Raw genomic sequence first — 14,501 nt, forward strand, 5'->3', positions numbered from 1 at the left:
TGCTATAATTTTCTTCTTTTAATTCCCAAATGAATACCTAATTCCAAGAACGCCCCGTAAACCTACATTTCCAAATGATGATACAATCGGAGTTGTTTCAAGTAGAATCCCCAAGTTCCGATGCGCCTCAATGGGTTTTATAGTAAGGCCTAAAGGCAAGCCTGCACTTAGATCACCAAATTCCCATACCCTGAGCATAAGACCCAAATGAAAATTATACCAATCCGTCCTTTTCAAATTTCTATTAAAATACCCTTCTACACTAAAAGGAAAATCTAATAAATCAGTTGCATTCAACCTCAATTCACCATAATACTTCTTTTCAAAATCTGTACCTATTGATACCTGAGTGATTAGCCCTCCTTGATAAACACCCACATGCAAAGGCTTTATTTTACTTTGTGAAAAAGCCTCAGCGCAAAACAACAAACAAAAACAGGAAACAAGCAACAAATATTTTTTCTTCATAAAACTATTCAATAATCTATATAAATAATGAAAGTCAAATATGGAGAAAATAACATGAATTCAAAACTATTCTCTTAATATTTCCATTGGAGGCCTCTTTATAATTTTGCTTCCATTGAGCCATCCTAAGAATACGGTAAGTATAGTAATTGCCAAATAAACAACAATTGCTTCCTTCAGTACAGGCCTAAATGGTAATTGAAACACAAATTGACTTAAAAGAAATGCCGCCAAATAGGAAAGCAGAATTCCACTCAATGACGCCAAAGAACCCAAAAAGAAATATTCTAAAGTATTGATCGTAGTTACTTTTTTTGAACTTGCCCCCAAGGTCCTTAGTAGAATGCTTTCCCTCATCCGCTGATATTTACTTATAATCAGCGAACTTATCAATACAACAATTCCTGTAGCAATACTAAAGAAAGCCATAAACTGAATCACAAAGCCAATTTTTGATAGAATCTCTTCCAAAGTTTCAACTATGGCTCCAAGGTTTACTACTGAAATATTGGGGTATTCCCTCACTATCTCTGCCTGTACATCTGCAGCCTGCCGATCGTTTTTAGTCTTGGTAATCACCACATGAAATTTAGGTGCATTATCCAATACTTTTTCAGGAAAAAGAACAAGGAAATTGGTGGAAACCTGATTGAATTTGACATCTCTAAAGCTACCTACATAGGTCTTGATAGGCCTTCCTTGTACATTGAAAATAATCTCGTCTCCTAATTTTATACCTGTTCGCGATGCATATCCCTCATCAAATGATACAAATATGGAATCTCCCGCATTTTCTACTCTTCTGAGCTCTCCTTTTACAAGTCTTTCTGAACTGATCAATGTATCCCTGTAAGTCACCCTAAACTCCCTGTTGTACAATCCTCTTGACCTTCTTTCTTCATCAGGAAGGGTGTCATTGACTTTTTTACTTAATCCATTGATCGATTCCAGCGCCATGGTAACAATGGGTACCTGTTGCAGAATGGGCAAATCCCTTTTCTGTAAAGAAGCCACTACTGATTCTACCTGGCGTGTCTGAATATCGAAAAGTAACATGTTGGGTTGATCTTCCTTGTCAGCAAACTTCACTTCGTCTAACAACTGTCCTTGAACAAAGAACAGTGTACTGATCATAGCAGTGCCTAAACCTATGGTTGCGATCAAAGAAACTGTCTGATTATTTGGCCTGTATAGGTTGGATAAAGATTGTCTCAGGGTGTACCTTAAGGATATTGGCAAAAACCTTCTTATTGACCACATGATAAACAAGGCTACGGACCATAATACTGCAAACGCAAAAATTATAAACCCTGTAAAACCTGCAGCAATTTTCCACCCATCAAGAAGAAAATAACTAAAGCCAAAAATGAACAATAAGATACTCAAAATGACTAACCACCTCCATTTGTCTGCTCTTAGACTTATCTCATTGCCGCCAGGTCTCAAGGTTGCCATGGGAGACACTTTCCTGATTTTCAAAAGAGGCAATAAACCAAAAAGGATGGATACAAAGAGACCTGTAATCAACCCAAACGCAACACTTGTCCATGCAATACTTATACTTACCTCCACTGGAAGAAAATCAGCAAAAACAGAAGGTAATGCAAATTGCAATAAAGTGCCAAGAAAGGCGCCAAGGATGGATCCAAAAAGCCCCATGATCAAAATTTGCAAAAGATATATTTTCATGGCTACCCAAGAAGAAACACCAAGACATCTCAGAACGGCGACTGAGGCAAGTTTTTCTTTTACAAAGACATTAACTGCCGAGGCAACCCCCACACAGCCTAAAAGGAGAGCAATAAATGCCACCAAACTTAAGAAGTTTGCAAGATTCTCAAATGATCTTCCCGTTTGATTCCTCCTGCTCTCTACTGTGGTACTGCTTATTTTCTCCTCTTCCCATTTTTCCTCATATATTTTGATCACTGCTTCAGCGGACAATTCATCCGACAACTGATAATATTTCTGATAATTGAGCCGACTTCCATATTGAATCAGACCAGTAGCTTCTGCATATTCCATTGGAATATATACAGCTGGCGCTACTGTGGCAGTGATTCCCGTCTGACCTGGCACTTTTTGCAACTCTCCTTCGATCACAAAAGTCAATTCACCGACCTTAATGCTATCACCAACGACTGCATTGAATTGAGCCATTAGAATTTTTTCTACCAAGGCCTTCCTTCCTCCTTGTCTGAAGGTGCTTTCTGCTTGCGAGGGGACCGTTTCCAATTCACCATAGAAAGGGAAACCACCATCGAGTGCTCTTACTTGGGTAAGCCTACTTTCTCCTGTAGCAGGGAAAGCTACCATACTGGCAAAATTGACTTCTTCAGAAATTGCTATTGCCAAGCTGTCGGCTTCCTGTTTGCCAATGGGTTGATTGTTTCCCAAAACCAGGTCGGCACCCAACAATTCTTTCGCCTGACTGTCGATGTCTTTACTAAGGTTGTCTCCAAAGGAACTGATTGCAACCAAGGCAGCAATCCCCACCACCATTGCAGAAACAAAAAGCATAAGCTTGGAGAAATTTTTCCTAAAATCTCTCATTGCCATTTTGAATACCCAGGCATTCTTACCCATTGTGAGCCTCCTGTACTTTACCGCCCTTGATATTGATAATTCTGTTTGTTCTTTTGGCCAAATCAAGGTCATGAGTAACCAGCACTAATGTGGTTCCTTGATCCTGATTCAACTGAAAGATCAAATCCTCAATCATTTCTCCGGTCTCCGTATCAAGATTACCGGTAGGTTCATCCGCAAAAAGAATCTTAGGTTCATTGGCAAAAGCTCTAGCAATAGAAACACGTTGTTGTTCACCGCCGGAAAGCTGTGTAGGGTAATGGGTCATTCGATCTTCAAGCCCTACTTTTTTGAGTAATTCAGTAGCTTTTTCTCTTGCGTCTTTCCTTTTTTTGAGTTCCAGCGGAACCATTACATTTTCAAGAGCAGTGAGTGTGGGCAAGAGTTGAAAATTTTGAAATATAAAGCCTATATTTTGGCTTCTGACTTCAGCCCTTTCATCCTCATTCAAATCTTCCAATGCCCGATCTACAAGCATCACAGAACCCTGACTCGCAGCATCCAGTCCAGCGCAAAGACCCAACAGCGTGGTTTTCCCACTTCCGGATGGCCCTACTATAGCGATGCTTTGTCCTGGTTCCACTGAAAAATTAACATTATCCAAAACGGTCAGTGATCTATTTCCGCTTTTGTATGTTTTTGAAACATTTTTGACTGCAAGTATTGCCATAAATAGTAATTAGATAAATCGATGATTGCCCTTAACCTTAATACTGTTAAATTGTTGAATCAATATAAAGGTTCCTTATATAGCCAACTATTATATTTAAGAAAAACATCATCTCAAGAAATATTTTAACTTAAATTTTGAACAACAGTATGGATTTAATGAAATTAAGATACCCTAAACAAGGTATTTCAATTATAGTGATAGTTTCCACTTTTTTATTTTATTCTTGCGGACAGGGAAAAATCGATGAACAATCAAATGAAGAAACCGAAGAACTGGTACAAGAATCCAAACCTACTATTCTGTTTTTCGGCAACAGTCTAACCGCCGGTTATGGTATCGAAGAAGATGAAGCTTTTCCTGCATTATTAGGCGAAAGATTAGATAGCCTTGGATACAACTACCGTGTCATCAATGGAGGACTTAGTGGAGAAACCACCGCAGGAGGTTTGAGCAGATTAGACTGGTTTTTGGAAGAAGAACCTGAAATTTTTATTCTGGAATTGGGCGGTAATGATGGCCTCAGAGGAATTGCATTGGATGAAACCAAAAAAAACCTAAAGGCTATAATAAATACAGTCAAAAATAAATTTCCAAGTACCAAGATTCTTTTAGCAGGCATGCAGATTCCGCCAAATATGGGTCAGGAATATACTGAGCAGTTTAGAGAAATCTATCCACAAGTGGCTGAAGAGGAAAGTGTTCAGTTGATCCCATTTATGCTAGAGGGGGTGGCGGGAGATCCGGAATTAAACTTAAGAGATGGAATTCACCCCACAGAAGAAGGTCATAAAATTGTAGTGGAAAATGTCTGGCCCTACTTAAAAGAGTTGGTCAAAAGGTAGGTTGTATTTAGTTCATGAGGAGGTGTATTTTTTTGTAAGCCAATTTGATTTAAGAAAATTTTTACAGAACTTTCCAAAACATAATAAAAAAATTAGAAAACATGAGCTTTGAAATCAAGTCTTCGAGTGAAACTTATGATGTAATTATTGTAGGCTCAGGTGCTGGAGGAGGTATGGCCTCAAAGATACTTTCTGAAGCAGGTCTTTCTGTAGCCGTATTAGAAGCTGGGAAAGACTTCGATCCAGCTAAAGATGAAGACAGAACGCAACTACGCCCATCTTGGGAATCCCCTAGACGGGGAGCAGGAACTAGAATTCGTCCTTTTGGAGATTTTGATCAAGCCATTGGTGGCTGGGATATTGAAGGGGAGCCCTATACTAGGGCGCAAGGCACATCCTTCGATTGGTTTAGATCAAGAATGGTAGGTGGCCGAACCAATCACTGGGGTAGAATTTCCCTGAGATTTGGGCCAAATGATTTCAAAAGAAAAAGTATAGATGGCTTAGGTGACAACTGGCCTATTGGCTATGATGACCTAAAGCCATATTATGACCGGGTTGATAAACTCATAGGTGTATTTGGGTCAAAGGAAGGGATATACAATGAACCCGATGGCTTTTTCTTACCCCCTCCTAAACCAAGACTTCATGAATTATATATCATGAAAGGAGCGAAAAAATCCAATATGCCTGTAATTCCAGGAAGGCTTTCTATGCTTACCCGACCTATTAACAACGAGCGGGGAGTTTGTTTTTTTTGCAATCAATGTAATAGGGCGTGTCAAGCTTATGCTGATTTTTCATCAGGCACATGTCTGGTAAAGCCCGCTATGCAAAAAGGAAACGTAGAATTGTATACCCAAGCAATGGTAAGGTCTGTAACTACTGATGAAAAAGGAAATGCCACTGGTGTGTCCTTCATTAGCAAGGTAGATATGAAAGAATACAAACTACGCTCAAGGGTGGTAGTACTGGGTGCATCTGCTTGTGAATCCGCACGTATCATGCTCAACTCAAAGTCAAAAACTCATCCAAACGGTGTGGGGAACACCAGTGGAATGGTAGGTAGGTATCTGCATGATTCTACTGGTGCTGACAGGATGGGTATCATGCCTGACTTGATTGACAGAGAGAGGTATAATGAAGATGGTGTCGGAGGGATGCATGTATACACTCCATGGTGGCTTGAAAATAAGAAGCTTGACTTTGCTAGAGGATACCATATTGAATATTGGGGTGGAATGACCATGCCATCCTATGGCATTGGCTTTTCCATGGATACCATGAGAAAATATTTGAAGGATGAATTTGGCAACCCAAGTCCAAACGGAGGGTATGGTGAAGGACTCAAAAAAGACATTCGAAGGATCTATGGTTCAACTCTTGGAATGTCAGGAAGAGGTGAAAGCATACCACAATACTCCAACTACTGTGAAATTGATAACAATGTAGTTGATAAGTATGGTATCCCTGTATTGAAATTCCATTACCAATGGACTGATCAAGAAATCAAACAGGCGAAACATATGCAAGATACTTTTGAGGAGATCCTGACAGAGTCTGGTGCCACCTTACTAGGCAAAAAACCTGGACCTGAAACTATGTATGGCCTTGCAACACCCGGTAGGATCATTCACGAAGTAGGCACAACAAGAATGGGTGATAATCCTGACACATCAGTATTGAATAGTAATTGCCAAGCACATGATTGTAAAAACCTCTTTGTAGTTGACGCAGGTCCTTTTGTATCACAGGCTGACAAAAATCCCACTTGGACCATCTTGGCTCTGGCATGGAGAACATCTGATTACATCGTCAGTGAATTGAAAAAGAAAAACATTTAAATCCTTGAACAATGAATAGAAGAGAAAACCTAAAGCTCCTTTTTACCGGATCATTGGCTTCTGGATTATTGTTGACCAATTGTACCCCAGAAGACAAACAAGCTGATCTTTCTCCCAAAATTGCCGGAGGAACGCCAGGAGGCCGAATTGAAGCGGAGATAGAAAGAGACCAACAACTCCTTTCGGAAACATTTTTCACACAGGAAGAAAGAAAAAAACTGGATATACTGGTAGACATAATAATGCCCGCTGACGATGAATCAGGAAGCGCAACGGAGGCTGGAGTTCCCGATTTTATTGAATTTATGATGAAAGATTCTCCTTCCTATCAAACTCCCATGAGGGGAGGTATGATGTGGCTGGACAGTTACGGTAATGATCATTATGGGAAAACCTTCCTTGAGCTTTCTGAAAATGAAAGGATGGAAATAATTGACTTGATCGCATGGCCTGATAAAGCCTCTCCGGAAATAAAAGGCGCTGTTAACTTCTTCAATATCCTTAGAAATCTTACCGCTACGGGGTTTTTCACTACCGAAATGGGATTCAATTACCTGGGCTACAAAGGCAATGTTGCCAATGCTTGGGATGGCGTCCCAAAAGATGTCATGCAAAAACATGGTGTAGAATTACCTGAAAAATACTTGCCCTACTACCTCAAACCAGAGGAAAGGGGCACCGTGGCTGTCTGGGATGATGAAGGCAACCTCATTGGCTAAATAGAAACTTACCAGACCCTATCTCTATCGATAGGGTCTCTTTTTTAATTTTTTTCAACTTATTATGAGCCGGTTACCTCTTTGTTTTTAAACTTTCAGTCAATCCTACCTACTTTTTTAATCCAAATACGTCTAAAACAAAAACAATTAATCAACAAATGAACAACTACAAAAAAACCATCCCCTTAGCATTGATCTTTACATTTTTTTCTTTCTTAAACAGCTCAGAAGCCCAACTGATAAATAAATTTGAAAATCTTCAAGGTTTTACCAAGACAGATGACATTACCATTTTGGATGATTTCAGTGAGGTCAGTGGTTTAGTGAAGATAGGTGAAGCATACTCTAAAGCCAGAGGAGTAACCCTGTTTTCAGCCATGAACAATTTAAACTCCCGAGCAAAAAGAAAACTTTTAGAAGAGGCAACTGTAAGAGGGGCTTCTCATGTCTTGATAACCAAAAGACTCCCTGATGATGGAATAGGTTTGACTTCACTTTTCCTAGGTCGTCTCTTTAGCTACCAGGCAATATTTTATAAAGAAGACAGTAATATAATCAGTGAAAACCAGGTACGTTCAGTTATCCAAAACAACAGATTCACTGCAACACAAACAATGACTACAAATAGAAATACTTTTGGCGCAAAGCATGCTAATTTTGGCTCTGGAAGCATATTGAGAGTAGATTCAAATACAGAGCTGACTTCTAAAAACGGAAAAGTCTTCATCATTGCTAAAACCCCCAAACCGACAGGTATAATCATATCGGACACCTATGAAGTCATTGGATTCAACAGTGACTATATATTGTTGACAAAGGAAATCAAAGACGAAAAAATGTTCAGAGCTTATCTTTTGAAAAAGAATTGATTTCAGATATTTTTTCCAGAATTAAAGCTGTCAAAAACCATATATAAGAAAAAAGGGGTGCCGGTCGGCACCCCTTTTGGTTATTTCACCTGTTTCAAAAGTTCTTCAACAGCCGCCTCAATCTGAGCGTCTTTTCCGAACAGCACTTCTTCAAATGGTGTTGCTACCTTAATATCCGGCTCCAATTGCAGGTTTTCCAAAGGTCTATCCTCTTCAATACCATAGAATGCAATCATTGGAATCCCAAAAACAATAGTAGGATCAATTTGTGTTTCCCACCAAACAGCAGTACTTGTCCCTGGGACAGGCATACCGATCAGTTTACCGATACCTTTGGCCCTATACGCATATGGAAATGCGTGTGCATCAGAGTAATTGCTCTCACTCATCACTACCACACTTGGCCTAGACCATTTATCTCTTGGCTCACCACCTCTCGCAACGAAGCCATAAGGTCTAAAAGTAGCGTAGGGTTTACCATCTAAGAAAGTGGAAAGATCCTCATGTAACCAGCCACCTCCGTTGAATCGTGTATCTACTATCAAAGCCTCTTTGTCAGCATTTTTACCTAGGACTTCGTCATATACGGTTCTGAAACTATTGTCATTCATCCCTTGAACATGGACATATCCAATGCGTCCATTGCTCAAGCTATCCACCATAGTACGCATGGTCTCTACCCATCTTTTGTAAAGAAGTTGATTTTCCGCTCCCATTGCGATGGGCTTCACGATCTCTTCCCACCTGGTGTTTTCCTTCGGGTCATAAAGGGATAGCAACACATTCTTATCAGCTTTTCTATTTAGGGTTTTATTCCAATCCAAGTTGACGTCTAACTCGATACCGTCGATTTTCTCTATCACATTGCCTGCCTTGACTTTGCTTCCTGCCTTATCCAATGGTCCTCCAGTGATCACTTCTGTGATTTTCAAACCAGAGCTTTGCAAGCTTTCGTCATAGAACAATCCCAAAGAAGCTGTTTGATCTCCATTTTCAGCCCTGTGAGAATACCTGCCCCCGGTATGCGAGCCATTAAGCTCTCCTAAAACTTCACTGAGCAATTCCTGGAAATCGTAATTATTGTTTATGTGCGGCAAAAATCTAGCATAAGATTCTCTATACATTTCCCAATCAACTCCATGCAGTTCTGTATCATAAAATTTCTTTTTTACCTGTCTCCAAGCATGGTGAAATATATACTCTCTTTCGGCAGTAGCATCCAATACCATCTCTTCATTGACACCAATGTTAGAAACTTTTCCGCTTCCGGTTTCAATTTTTGACAGTCGCCCATTTGCCAATACGAAGAGATTTTTACCCTCTTTATCAAGCTCAATACTGCCTGGACCCGAATTTGTTTTTGCCAAGGATTTCAATTCTTTGGTCCTGGTATCAAGAACCCAAACATCATATTTATCCTCAAATCTTGCCATAAAATAAAGCTTATCTCCATCCGGAGACATGTCAAAAGAAGTCAAGTTCAAGGAGCCTGTGGTCAACCTCAACTTACGGTTTTCCAATCCCTCTAAATTCAATTCAAGTGGTTCAACCTTGTTTTTTTCATCAGACTTTTTATCAGCATCTTTTTTGTCATCTTTATCTTTTTTCTCCTGATCCTTCAATAGATCATATTCTGCTTTTCCCAGTTTGAATTTATCAAATGCGGGTTGATCAAAGAAAATAGCGTAAATATCGAGTTCTCTTGCCCCTTGTAATGCTAGAGGTTTTTTACCATCCTTGTCATTGGTCCAGACCAATGCTTTCCCATTCATGGCAAATCTGCCTCGACCATCTGAAAACCCACTGTTTGTCAAGTTGACTCCTTCTTTTTGGCCTTGTGCATCATAAAGCACCATATGGCTTGCACCATAAAGACCCATTGCATTTTTGGCAACAATCCACTTACTGTCAGGACTCCAAGTAAAATCTTGATCCCCATCTGCATACGAGAAATTCTCTCCAGCTGGAATAATTGTTCTGGAAGTCTTTTTTTCTAAGTTGTATACTTTAAGGATATTTCTTTCTTCCAAATAGGCTATCTCTTTTCCATCAGGTGACACCAAAGGCTGAAACTCATCCTTTTCCGAAGCAATGACAGGTTCCTCATTGATCAGTGTTGCTGCAAAAAAATATGGCTCCTCACTCCTTGAGATAGACGCTTTGTAAATGTCCCAGCTTTCGCCTCTCTCTGTAGAATAGAAAAGCGTCCTACCATCTTCCCCCCAGCTGAGCATTCTCTCCTGAGCTGGAGAATTGGTAATCCTCTTGGTTTGGTTATTATCCACTGATGTGACAAAAACCTCACCCCTAAAAACAAAAGCCACCTCTTTACCATTGGGAGACAAGGCCATTTCTGTAGCACCGCTATTCACAGATACTATCTTTTCCTCTCTACCCCTGAAGTCACCAAATATTTGGATATTGACTTTTTGAGGTGATTCACCTTCTTTCAAAGTATATATTTCTCCATTCCAAGAAAAAGTAAGGATGTCATTATTTGACCTGCTAAGATGCCTTACCGGATGATTTTCAAATTCTGTCAGTTGAGTTTCGTTTCCCGAGGCCAAATTTTTCTTAAAAATGTTTTGTGCCCCGTTTTTTTCACTCAGGTAAAAAACAGACTGGCCATCATTGGAGAATACTGGTTCTCTATCTTCCCCGTCAAAATCACTCAATTGGGTGTACGAATCATCTTTTGTATTAAAAACCCACACGTCGCGGGTGACAGAGGAGGTATGCCGCTTTCTCCATTCATCTTCATAACCCTTTCTGTCTTGAAAGACTATCCTTTCTCCGGCCCCATCAAATGAAGCATTTTGCATTCCAGCTGTAGAAAGCAGTATACTTCTACCTCCTTCTATCGGAACTGAATAGAGCTTACCAAAAAGACCTTTATTGGGAAACCTTACAGAGGTATTTAGATCGTTTCTGGGTGAACTGAAAATAACCTGCTTTCCGTCAGGTGTGAAGTCCCAAGGAATATCATTCCCCGAATGATAAGTCAAGCGCTTTGCTTCTCCTCCTGATGAAGGAATGATATACACGTCAAAATTCCCATACCTATCGCTAGCAAAGGCAATTTGCCTGCCATCAGGACTCCATACAGGCATCGCATTATGCGCATCATGTAAAGTGAGAGGAGCTGCAACACCGCCATCGGTACCTACTTTGAACAAGTCTCCTTTATATCCAAAAACTATCTCTTTCCCATCAGGTGAAATAGCTGGATACCTCAGCCATAAAGGCTCAGTCTGGGCCATAGCCCCAACTTGATAACCAAGTAAAATGATTAGTAAACTTAAAATTCTCATAAATTATAATTTGGATTATCTTGAAATATAATAAAGTCACGCTACAAGTACCACTCATACCTTATAAGTGGGACAAAAAAAAGGCAACCTGATGAGGCTGCCTTTCATTTTTTACATTCAACTTGGATATCAAGCCTTTTTTTGCGGGAAATAAGCACTTTCGCCCAATTGTTCTTCAATTCTTAGCAATTGATTATACTTGGCCATCCTGTCTGAACGGGAAGCTGAACCTGTTTTAATCTGACCACAGTTTACAGCTACTGCCAAATCTGCAATAGTAGAATCTTCTGTCTCTCCAGACCTATGAGACATAACAGCTGTAAATCCAGCTTTATGCGCCATAGAAATAGCATTCAAAGTTTCAGTCAAAGTTCCGATTTGATTTACCTTGATCAGGATAGAATTAGCAGATCTTTCTTTAATGCCTCTTTCAAGGAATTTCACGTTGGTAACAAATAGATCATCACCCACAAGTTGAACTTTATCTCCAATTTTGGCAGTCAACATTGCCCAACCTTGCCAATCTTCTTCAGCGAAGCCATCTTCAATTGAGTCTATTGGATATTTCTCAGTCAATTCAGCCAAATAAGCTACTTGCTCTTCTCTACTTCTAATTTGTCCAGAATCCCCTTCGAATTTCTTGTAGTCATACATTCCATCCACAAAAAATTCGGACGCTGCACAATCAAGTGCAATCGTGATTTCTTCACCAGCTTTATAACCTGCTTTTTCGATAGCCTCTAAGACACTCCCCAGAGCTTCTTCAGTACCACCGGAAAAGTTTGGTGCAAATCCACCTTCATCACCTACAGCTGTAACCAAACCCTTGTCATGAAGAATTTTTTTCAAATGATGAAACACTTCTGTACCCATTCTGATTGCCTCAGAGAAGCTGGAAGCGCCTACAGGGCGGATCATAAACTCTTGAAATGCAATAGGTGCATCGGAGTGAGAACCTCCATTGATGATATTCATCATTGGAACAGGAAGAGTATTGGCATTGACACCACCTACATATCTGAAAAGTGGCTGACCTGCTTCCATCGCAGCGGCTTTTGCTACAGCTAGAGAAACACCCAGAATGGCATTTGCTCCAAGCTTGCTTTTGTTTGGCGTACCATCAAGGTTGATCATGATTTGATCTATGGTGTTTTGCTCAAACACATCCATACCCAAAAGTTCTGGAGCAATAACATCATTGACATTAGAAACTGCTTTCAAGACTCCTTTTCCAAGATACTTACTTTTATCACCATCACGCAATTCCACAGCCTCATTTACACCTGTAGAGGCTCCACTAGGAACTGCAGCTCTTCCAAAAGCACCTGTTTCTGTAAATACATCTACTTCTATAGTCGGATTTCCACGAGAATCCAATATTTGTCTAGCGTGGATGGATTGAATCACTGTCATAATTTAAAAGGTTTAAGAGTTTTAATTATTTATTCATTAAGGATATAAAATCATCAAATAAGTACCGCGAATCATGTGGTCCAGGCGATGACTCCGGATGATATTGAACTGAAAAAGCAGGCTTATTTTTTAGTTTAATTCCTGCGACGGTATTATCATTTAAGTGGTAATGTGTCATTTCCACAACTTCACTATTTTCCACATCTTCTCTTTTTACCACGAAACCATGATTTTGAGAAGTGATTTCACTTTTACCAGTGAGAATATTCTTGATTGGATGATTGAGACCTCTATGACCGTGATGCATCTTGTAAGTAGAAATACCACAAGCTTCAGCTAGAATCTGATGGCCAAGACAAATACCAAAAACAGGCTTCCCAGTTTCTAATATTTCTTTAGTAGTGTTTACTGCATATCCCATTACTGCTGGATCGCCAGGGCCATTTGAAAGGAAATAACCATCTGGATTCCAATCCTGCAATTCCTTAAGGGTAGATTTAGCAGGGAACACTTTACAATAAACACCTCTATCAGCCAAATTTCTGAGAATATTTAATTTTATACCGAAATCAAGGCAGGCAACCTTAAGAGGAGACGCTTCATCACCAAAAAAGAAAGGCTCCTTCGTGCATACCTGAGAGCTAAGCTCTAAGCCATTCATATCTGGTACAAGATTTAGCTGAGCTTTCAAACCAGCCAAATCCTCTTCATATTCGGAACTTATGATTGCATTCATGGCACCCTTAGAGCGAATATGCCTTACAAGCTTACGGGTATCAATATCTGCAATGCCAGTAATATTATATTTTTCTAAATAATTTTGTAAGGAGCCGCTAGCGTCTAGCCTTGAATAAATTTCAGAAAAACTATTCACGACTATCCCTGCAATAGTGGGATAATGAGACTCTACCTCTGTGTCTATGACACCATAGTTTCCGATATGTGAAGTAGTCGAGACTATTATTTGACCCGTATAAGAGGGATCTGTGTAAATCTCCTGATAACCAGTCATTCCGGTGTTGAAACAAATTTCACCGCCGTTGGTCCCGGGGCTTCCGATGAGTGTACCTTTAAACATGGTACCATCTGCAAGAAGTAAGGTTGCTTTTTGTTTATTCATTTTGTTTTATTGGACTCACCAAAGTTAATTATTTTATAATAAGAGGCCTAAAGTAAATGGCTTGGATATAAAAAAAGGGATTGAACCAAAGTCCAATCCCTTTTATATGTTAAAGAAAATATCATGAATTAATCTTCAGATTTATCTTCTTTTTGCTCGTCAGCACCTTTATTATCAGCATCTGAAGTATCAGCTTTTGCATCTGCAACCTGCTCGTTGGCATCAGTTGATTTTCCAGTGCTTCTTCTGCTTCTTCTGGTTGTCTTCTTCGCTGGTTTTGCGTCTTTCAACATCAACTCATTAAAGTCGACCAATTCAATGATACACATTTCTGCATTATCACCTAAACGGAAGCCAGTTTTAATAATTCTGGTGTAACCACCATTTCTAGCGGCAACTTTCTCAGCAACTTCACCGAAAAGTGCTTTGATACCTTCTTTACTTTGAAGGTAAGAAAAAGCCACTCTTCTATTGTGAGTTGTATCTTCTTTTGCCCTTGTGATCAAAGGCTCTACATATTTTCTTAGCTCTTTAGCCTTGGCAAGCGTAGTAGAAATACGCCTGTGAAGAATCAAGGATGTAGCCATATTAGAAAGCATTGCTTTCCTGTGACTGGCTGTCCTTCCAAGGTGGTTAAATTTCTTGCCGTGTCTCAT

At 39.7% G+C, this 14,501-nt stretch carries 11 protein-coding genes; 4 read left to right on the top strand and 7 right to left on the bottom strand.

Translation table 11 applies throughout. The annotated features are described in order from the left end of the window. Window positions 1-18: 18 nt before the first annotated feature. The 3 genes from CLW00_RS14225 to CLW00_RS14235 form a co-directional block, all read right to left on the bottom strand. Window positions 19-468 (bottom strand): hypothetical protein, encoded by a 450-nt coding sequence (locus CLW00_RS14225; protein WP_106134368.1) that lies wholly within the window; start codon window positions 466-468, stop codon window positions 19-21. 66 nt (window positions 469-534) lie between these two features. After that, window positions 535-3,054 (bottom strand): ABC transporter permease, encoded by a 2,520-nt coding sequence (locus CLW00_RS14230; protein WP_106134369.1) that lies wholly within the window; start codon window positions 3,052-3,054, stop codon window positions 535-537. Further along, on the bottom strand, window positions 3,047-3,724 hold the full coding sequence (locus tag CLW00_RS14235; protein WP_106134370.1) for an ABC transporter ATP-binding protein: 678 nt from the start codon (window positions 3,722-3,724) through the stop codon (window positions 3,047-3,049). Before CLW00_RS14235 ends, CLW00_RS14230 begins: the two co-directional genes overlap by 8 nt. Before the next feature lie 158 nt (window positions 3,725-3,882). On the opposite strand from CLW00_RS14235, the gene CLW00_RS14240 reads away from it, so the two are divergent. From CLW00_RS14240 to CLW00_RS14255, 4 genes are all read left to right on the top strand, one after another. Continuing rightward, window positions 3,883-4,569, top strand: a complete 687-nt coding sequence (locus tag CLW00_RS14240) for an arylesterase (RefSeq protein ID WP_106134371.1) — start codon at window positions 3,883-3,885, stop codon at window positions 4,567-4,569. Window positions 4,570-4,670: 101 nt separating this feature from the next. Next, window positions 4,671-6,413 carry a GMC family oxidoreductase gene (locus CLW00_RS14245; protein ID WP_106134372.1) on the top strand — a complete coding sequence of 581 codons (1,743 nt, stop codon included), beginning with the start codon at window positions 4,671-4,673 and terminating at the stop codon, window positions 6,411-6,413. Between the two features lie 11 nt (window positions 6,414-6,424). Beyond that, entirely contained in the window at window positions 6,425-7,132 is a 708-nt protein-coding gene (locus tag CLW00_RS14250) for a gluconate 2-dehydrogenase subunit 3 family protein (protein ID WP_106134373.1), read from the top strand. A gap of 158 nt (window positions 7,133-7,290) precedes the next feature. Beyond that, window positions 7,291-8,001 (top strand): hypothetical protein, encoded by a 711-nt coding sequence (locus CLW00_RS14255; protein ID WP_106134374.1) that lies wholly within the window; start codon window positions 7,291-7,293, stop codon window positions 7,999-8,001. A gap of 80 nt (window positions 8,002-8,081) precedes the next feature. Here the strand turns inward: CLW00_RS14255 and CLW00_RS14260 are convergent, their stop codons facing one another. The 4 genes from CLW00_RS14260 to rplQ form a co-directional block, all read right to left on the bottom strand. Continuing rightward, window positions 8,082-11,312, bottom strand: a complete 3,231-nt coding sequence (locus CLW00_RS14260) for a S41 family peptidase (RefSeq protein WP_106134375.1) — start codon at window positions 11,310-11,312, stop codon at window positions 8,082-8,084. A 129-nt stretch (window positions 11,313-11,441) separates the two neighbouring features. Then, a complete protein-coding gene (gene eno, locus CLW00_RS14265) occupies window positions 11,442-12,725 on the bottom strand; it encodes a phosphopyruvate hydratase (RefSeq protein WP_106134376.1) in 1,284 nt (427 codons plus the stop codon). A 25-nt stretch (window positions 12,726-12,750) separates the two neighbouring features. After that, window positions 12,751-13,845 carry a glutamine-hydrolyzing carbamoyl-phosphate synthase small subunit gene (gene carA, locus CLW00_RS14270; protein WP_106134377.1) on the bottom strand — a complete coding sequence of 365 codons (1,095 nt, stop codon included), beginning with the start codon at window positions 13,843-13,845 and terminating at the stop codon, window positions 12,751-12,753. A gap of 128 nt (window positions 13,846-13,973) precedes the next feature. Then, window positions 13,974-14,501 carry a 50S ribosomal protein L17 gene (gene rplQ, locus CLW00_RS14275; protein ID WP_106134378.1) on the bottom strand — a complete coding sequence of 176 codons (528 nt, stop codon included), beginning with the start codon at window positions 14,499-14,501 and terminating at the stop codon, window positions 13,974-13,976.

It is taken from the genome of Mongoliibacter ruber (genome assembly GCF_003003005.1).
Lineage (GTDB): Bacteria > Bacteroidota > Bacteroidia > Cytophagales > Cyclobacteriaceae > Mongoliibacter > Mongoliibacter ruber.

Bases quoted from the DNA above. Each gene is read 5' to 3' on its own strand.
- carA (WP_106134377.1), bottom strand. From the start codon at position 13,845: ATGAATAAACAAAAAGCAACCTTACTTCTTGCAGATGGTACCATGTTT.
- eno (WP_106134376.1), bottom strand. From the start codon at position 12,725: ATGACAGTGATTCAATCCATCCACGCTAGACAAATATTGGATTCTCGT.
- rplQ (WP_106134378.1), bottom strand. From the start codon at position 14,501: ATGAGACACGGCAAGAAATTTAACCACCTTGGAAGGACAGCCAGTCAC.
- CLW00_RS14250 (WP_106134373.1), top strand. From the start codon at position 6,425: ATGAATAGAAGAGAAAACCTAAAGCTCCTTTTTACCGGATCATTGGCT.
- CLW00_RS14235 (WP_106134370.1), bottom strand. From the start codon at position 3,724: ATGGCAATACTTGCAGTCAAAAATGTTTCAAAAACATACAAAAGCGGA.
- CLW00_RS14240 (WP_106134371.1), top strand. From the start codon at position 3,883: ATGAAATTAAGATACCCTAAACAAGGTATTTCAATTATAGTGATAGTT.
- CLW00_RS14255 (WP_106134374.1), top strand. From the start codon at position 7,291: ATGAACAACTACAAAAAAACCATCCCCTTAGCATTGATCTTTACATTT.
- CLW00_RS14245 (WP_106134372.1), top strand. From the start codon at position 4,671: ATGAGCTTTGAAATCAAGTCTTCGAGTGAAACTTATGATGTAATTATT.
- CLW00_RS14230 (WP_106134369.1), bottom strand. From the start codon at position 3,054: ATGGGTAAGAATGCCTGGGTATTCAAAATGGCAATGAGAGATTTTAGG.
- CLW00_RS14260 (WP_106134375.1), bottom strand. From the start codon at position 11,312: ATGAGAATTTTAAGTTTACTAATCATTTTACTTGGTTATCAAGTTGGG.
- CLW00_RS14225 (WP_106134368.1), bottom strand. From the start codon at position 468: ATGAAGAAAAAATATTTGTTGCTTGTTTCCTGTTTTTGTTTGTTGTTT.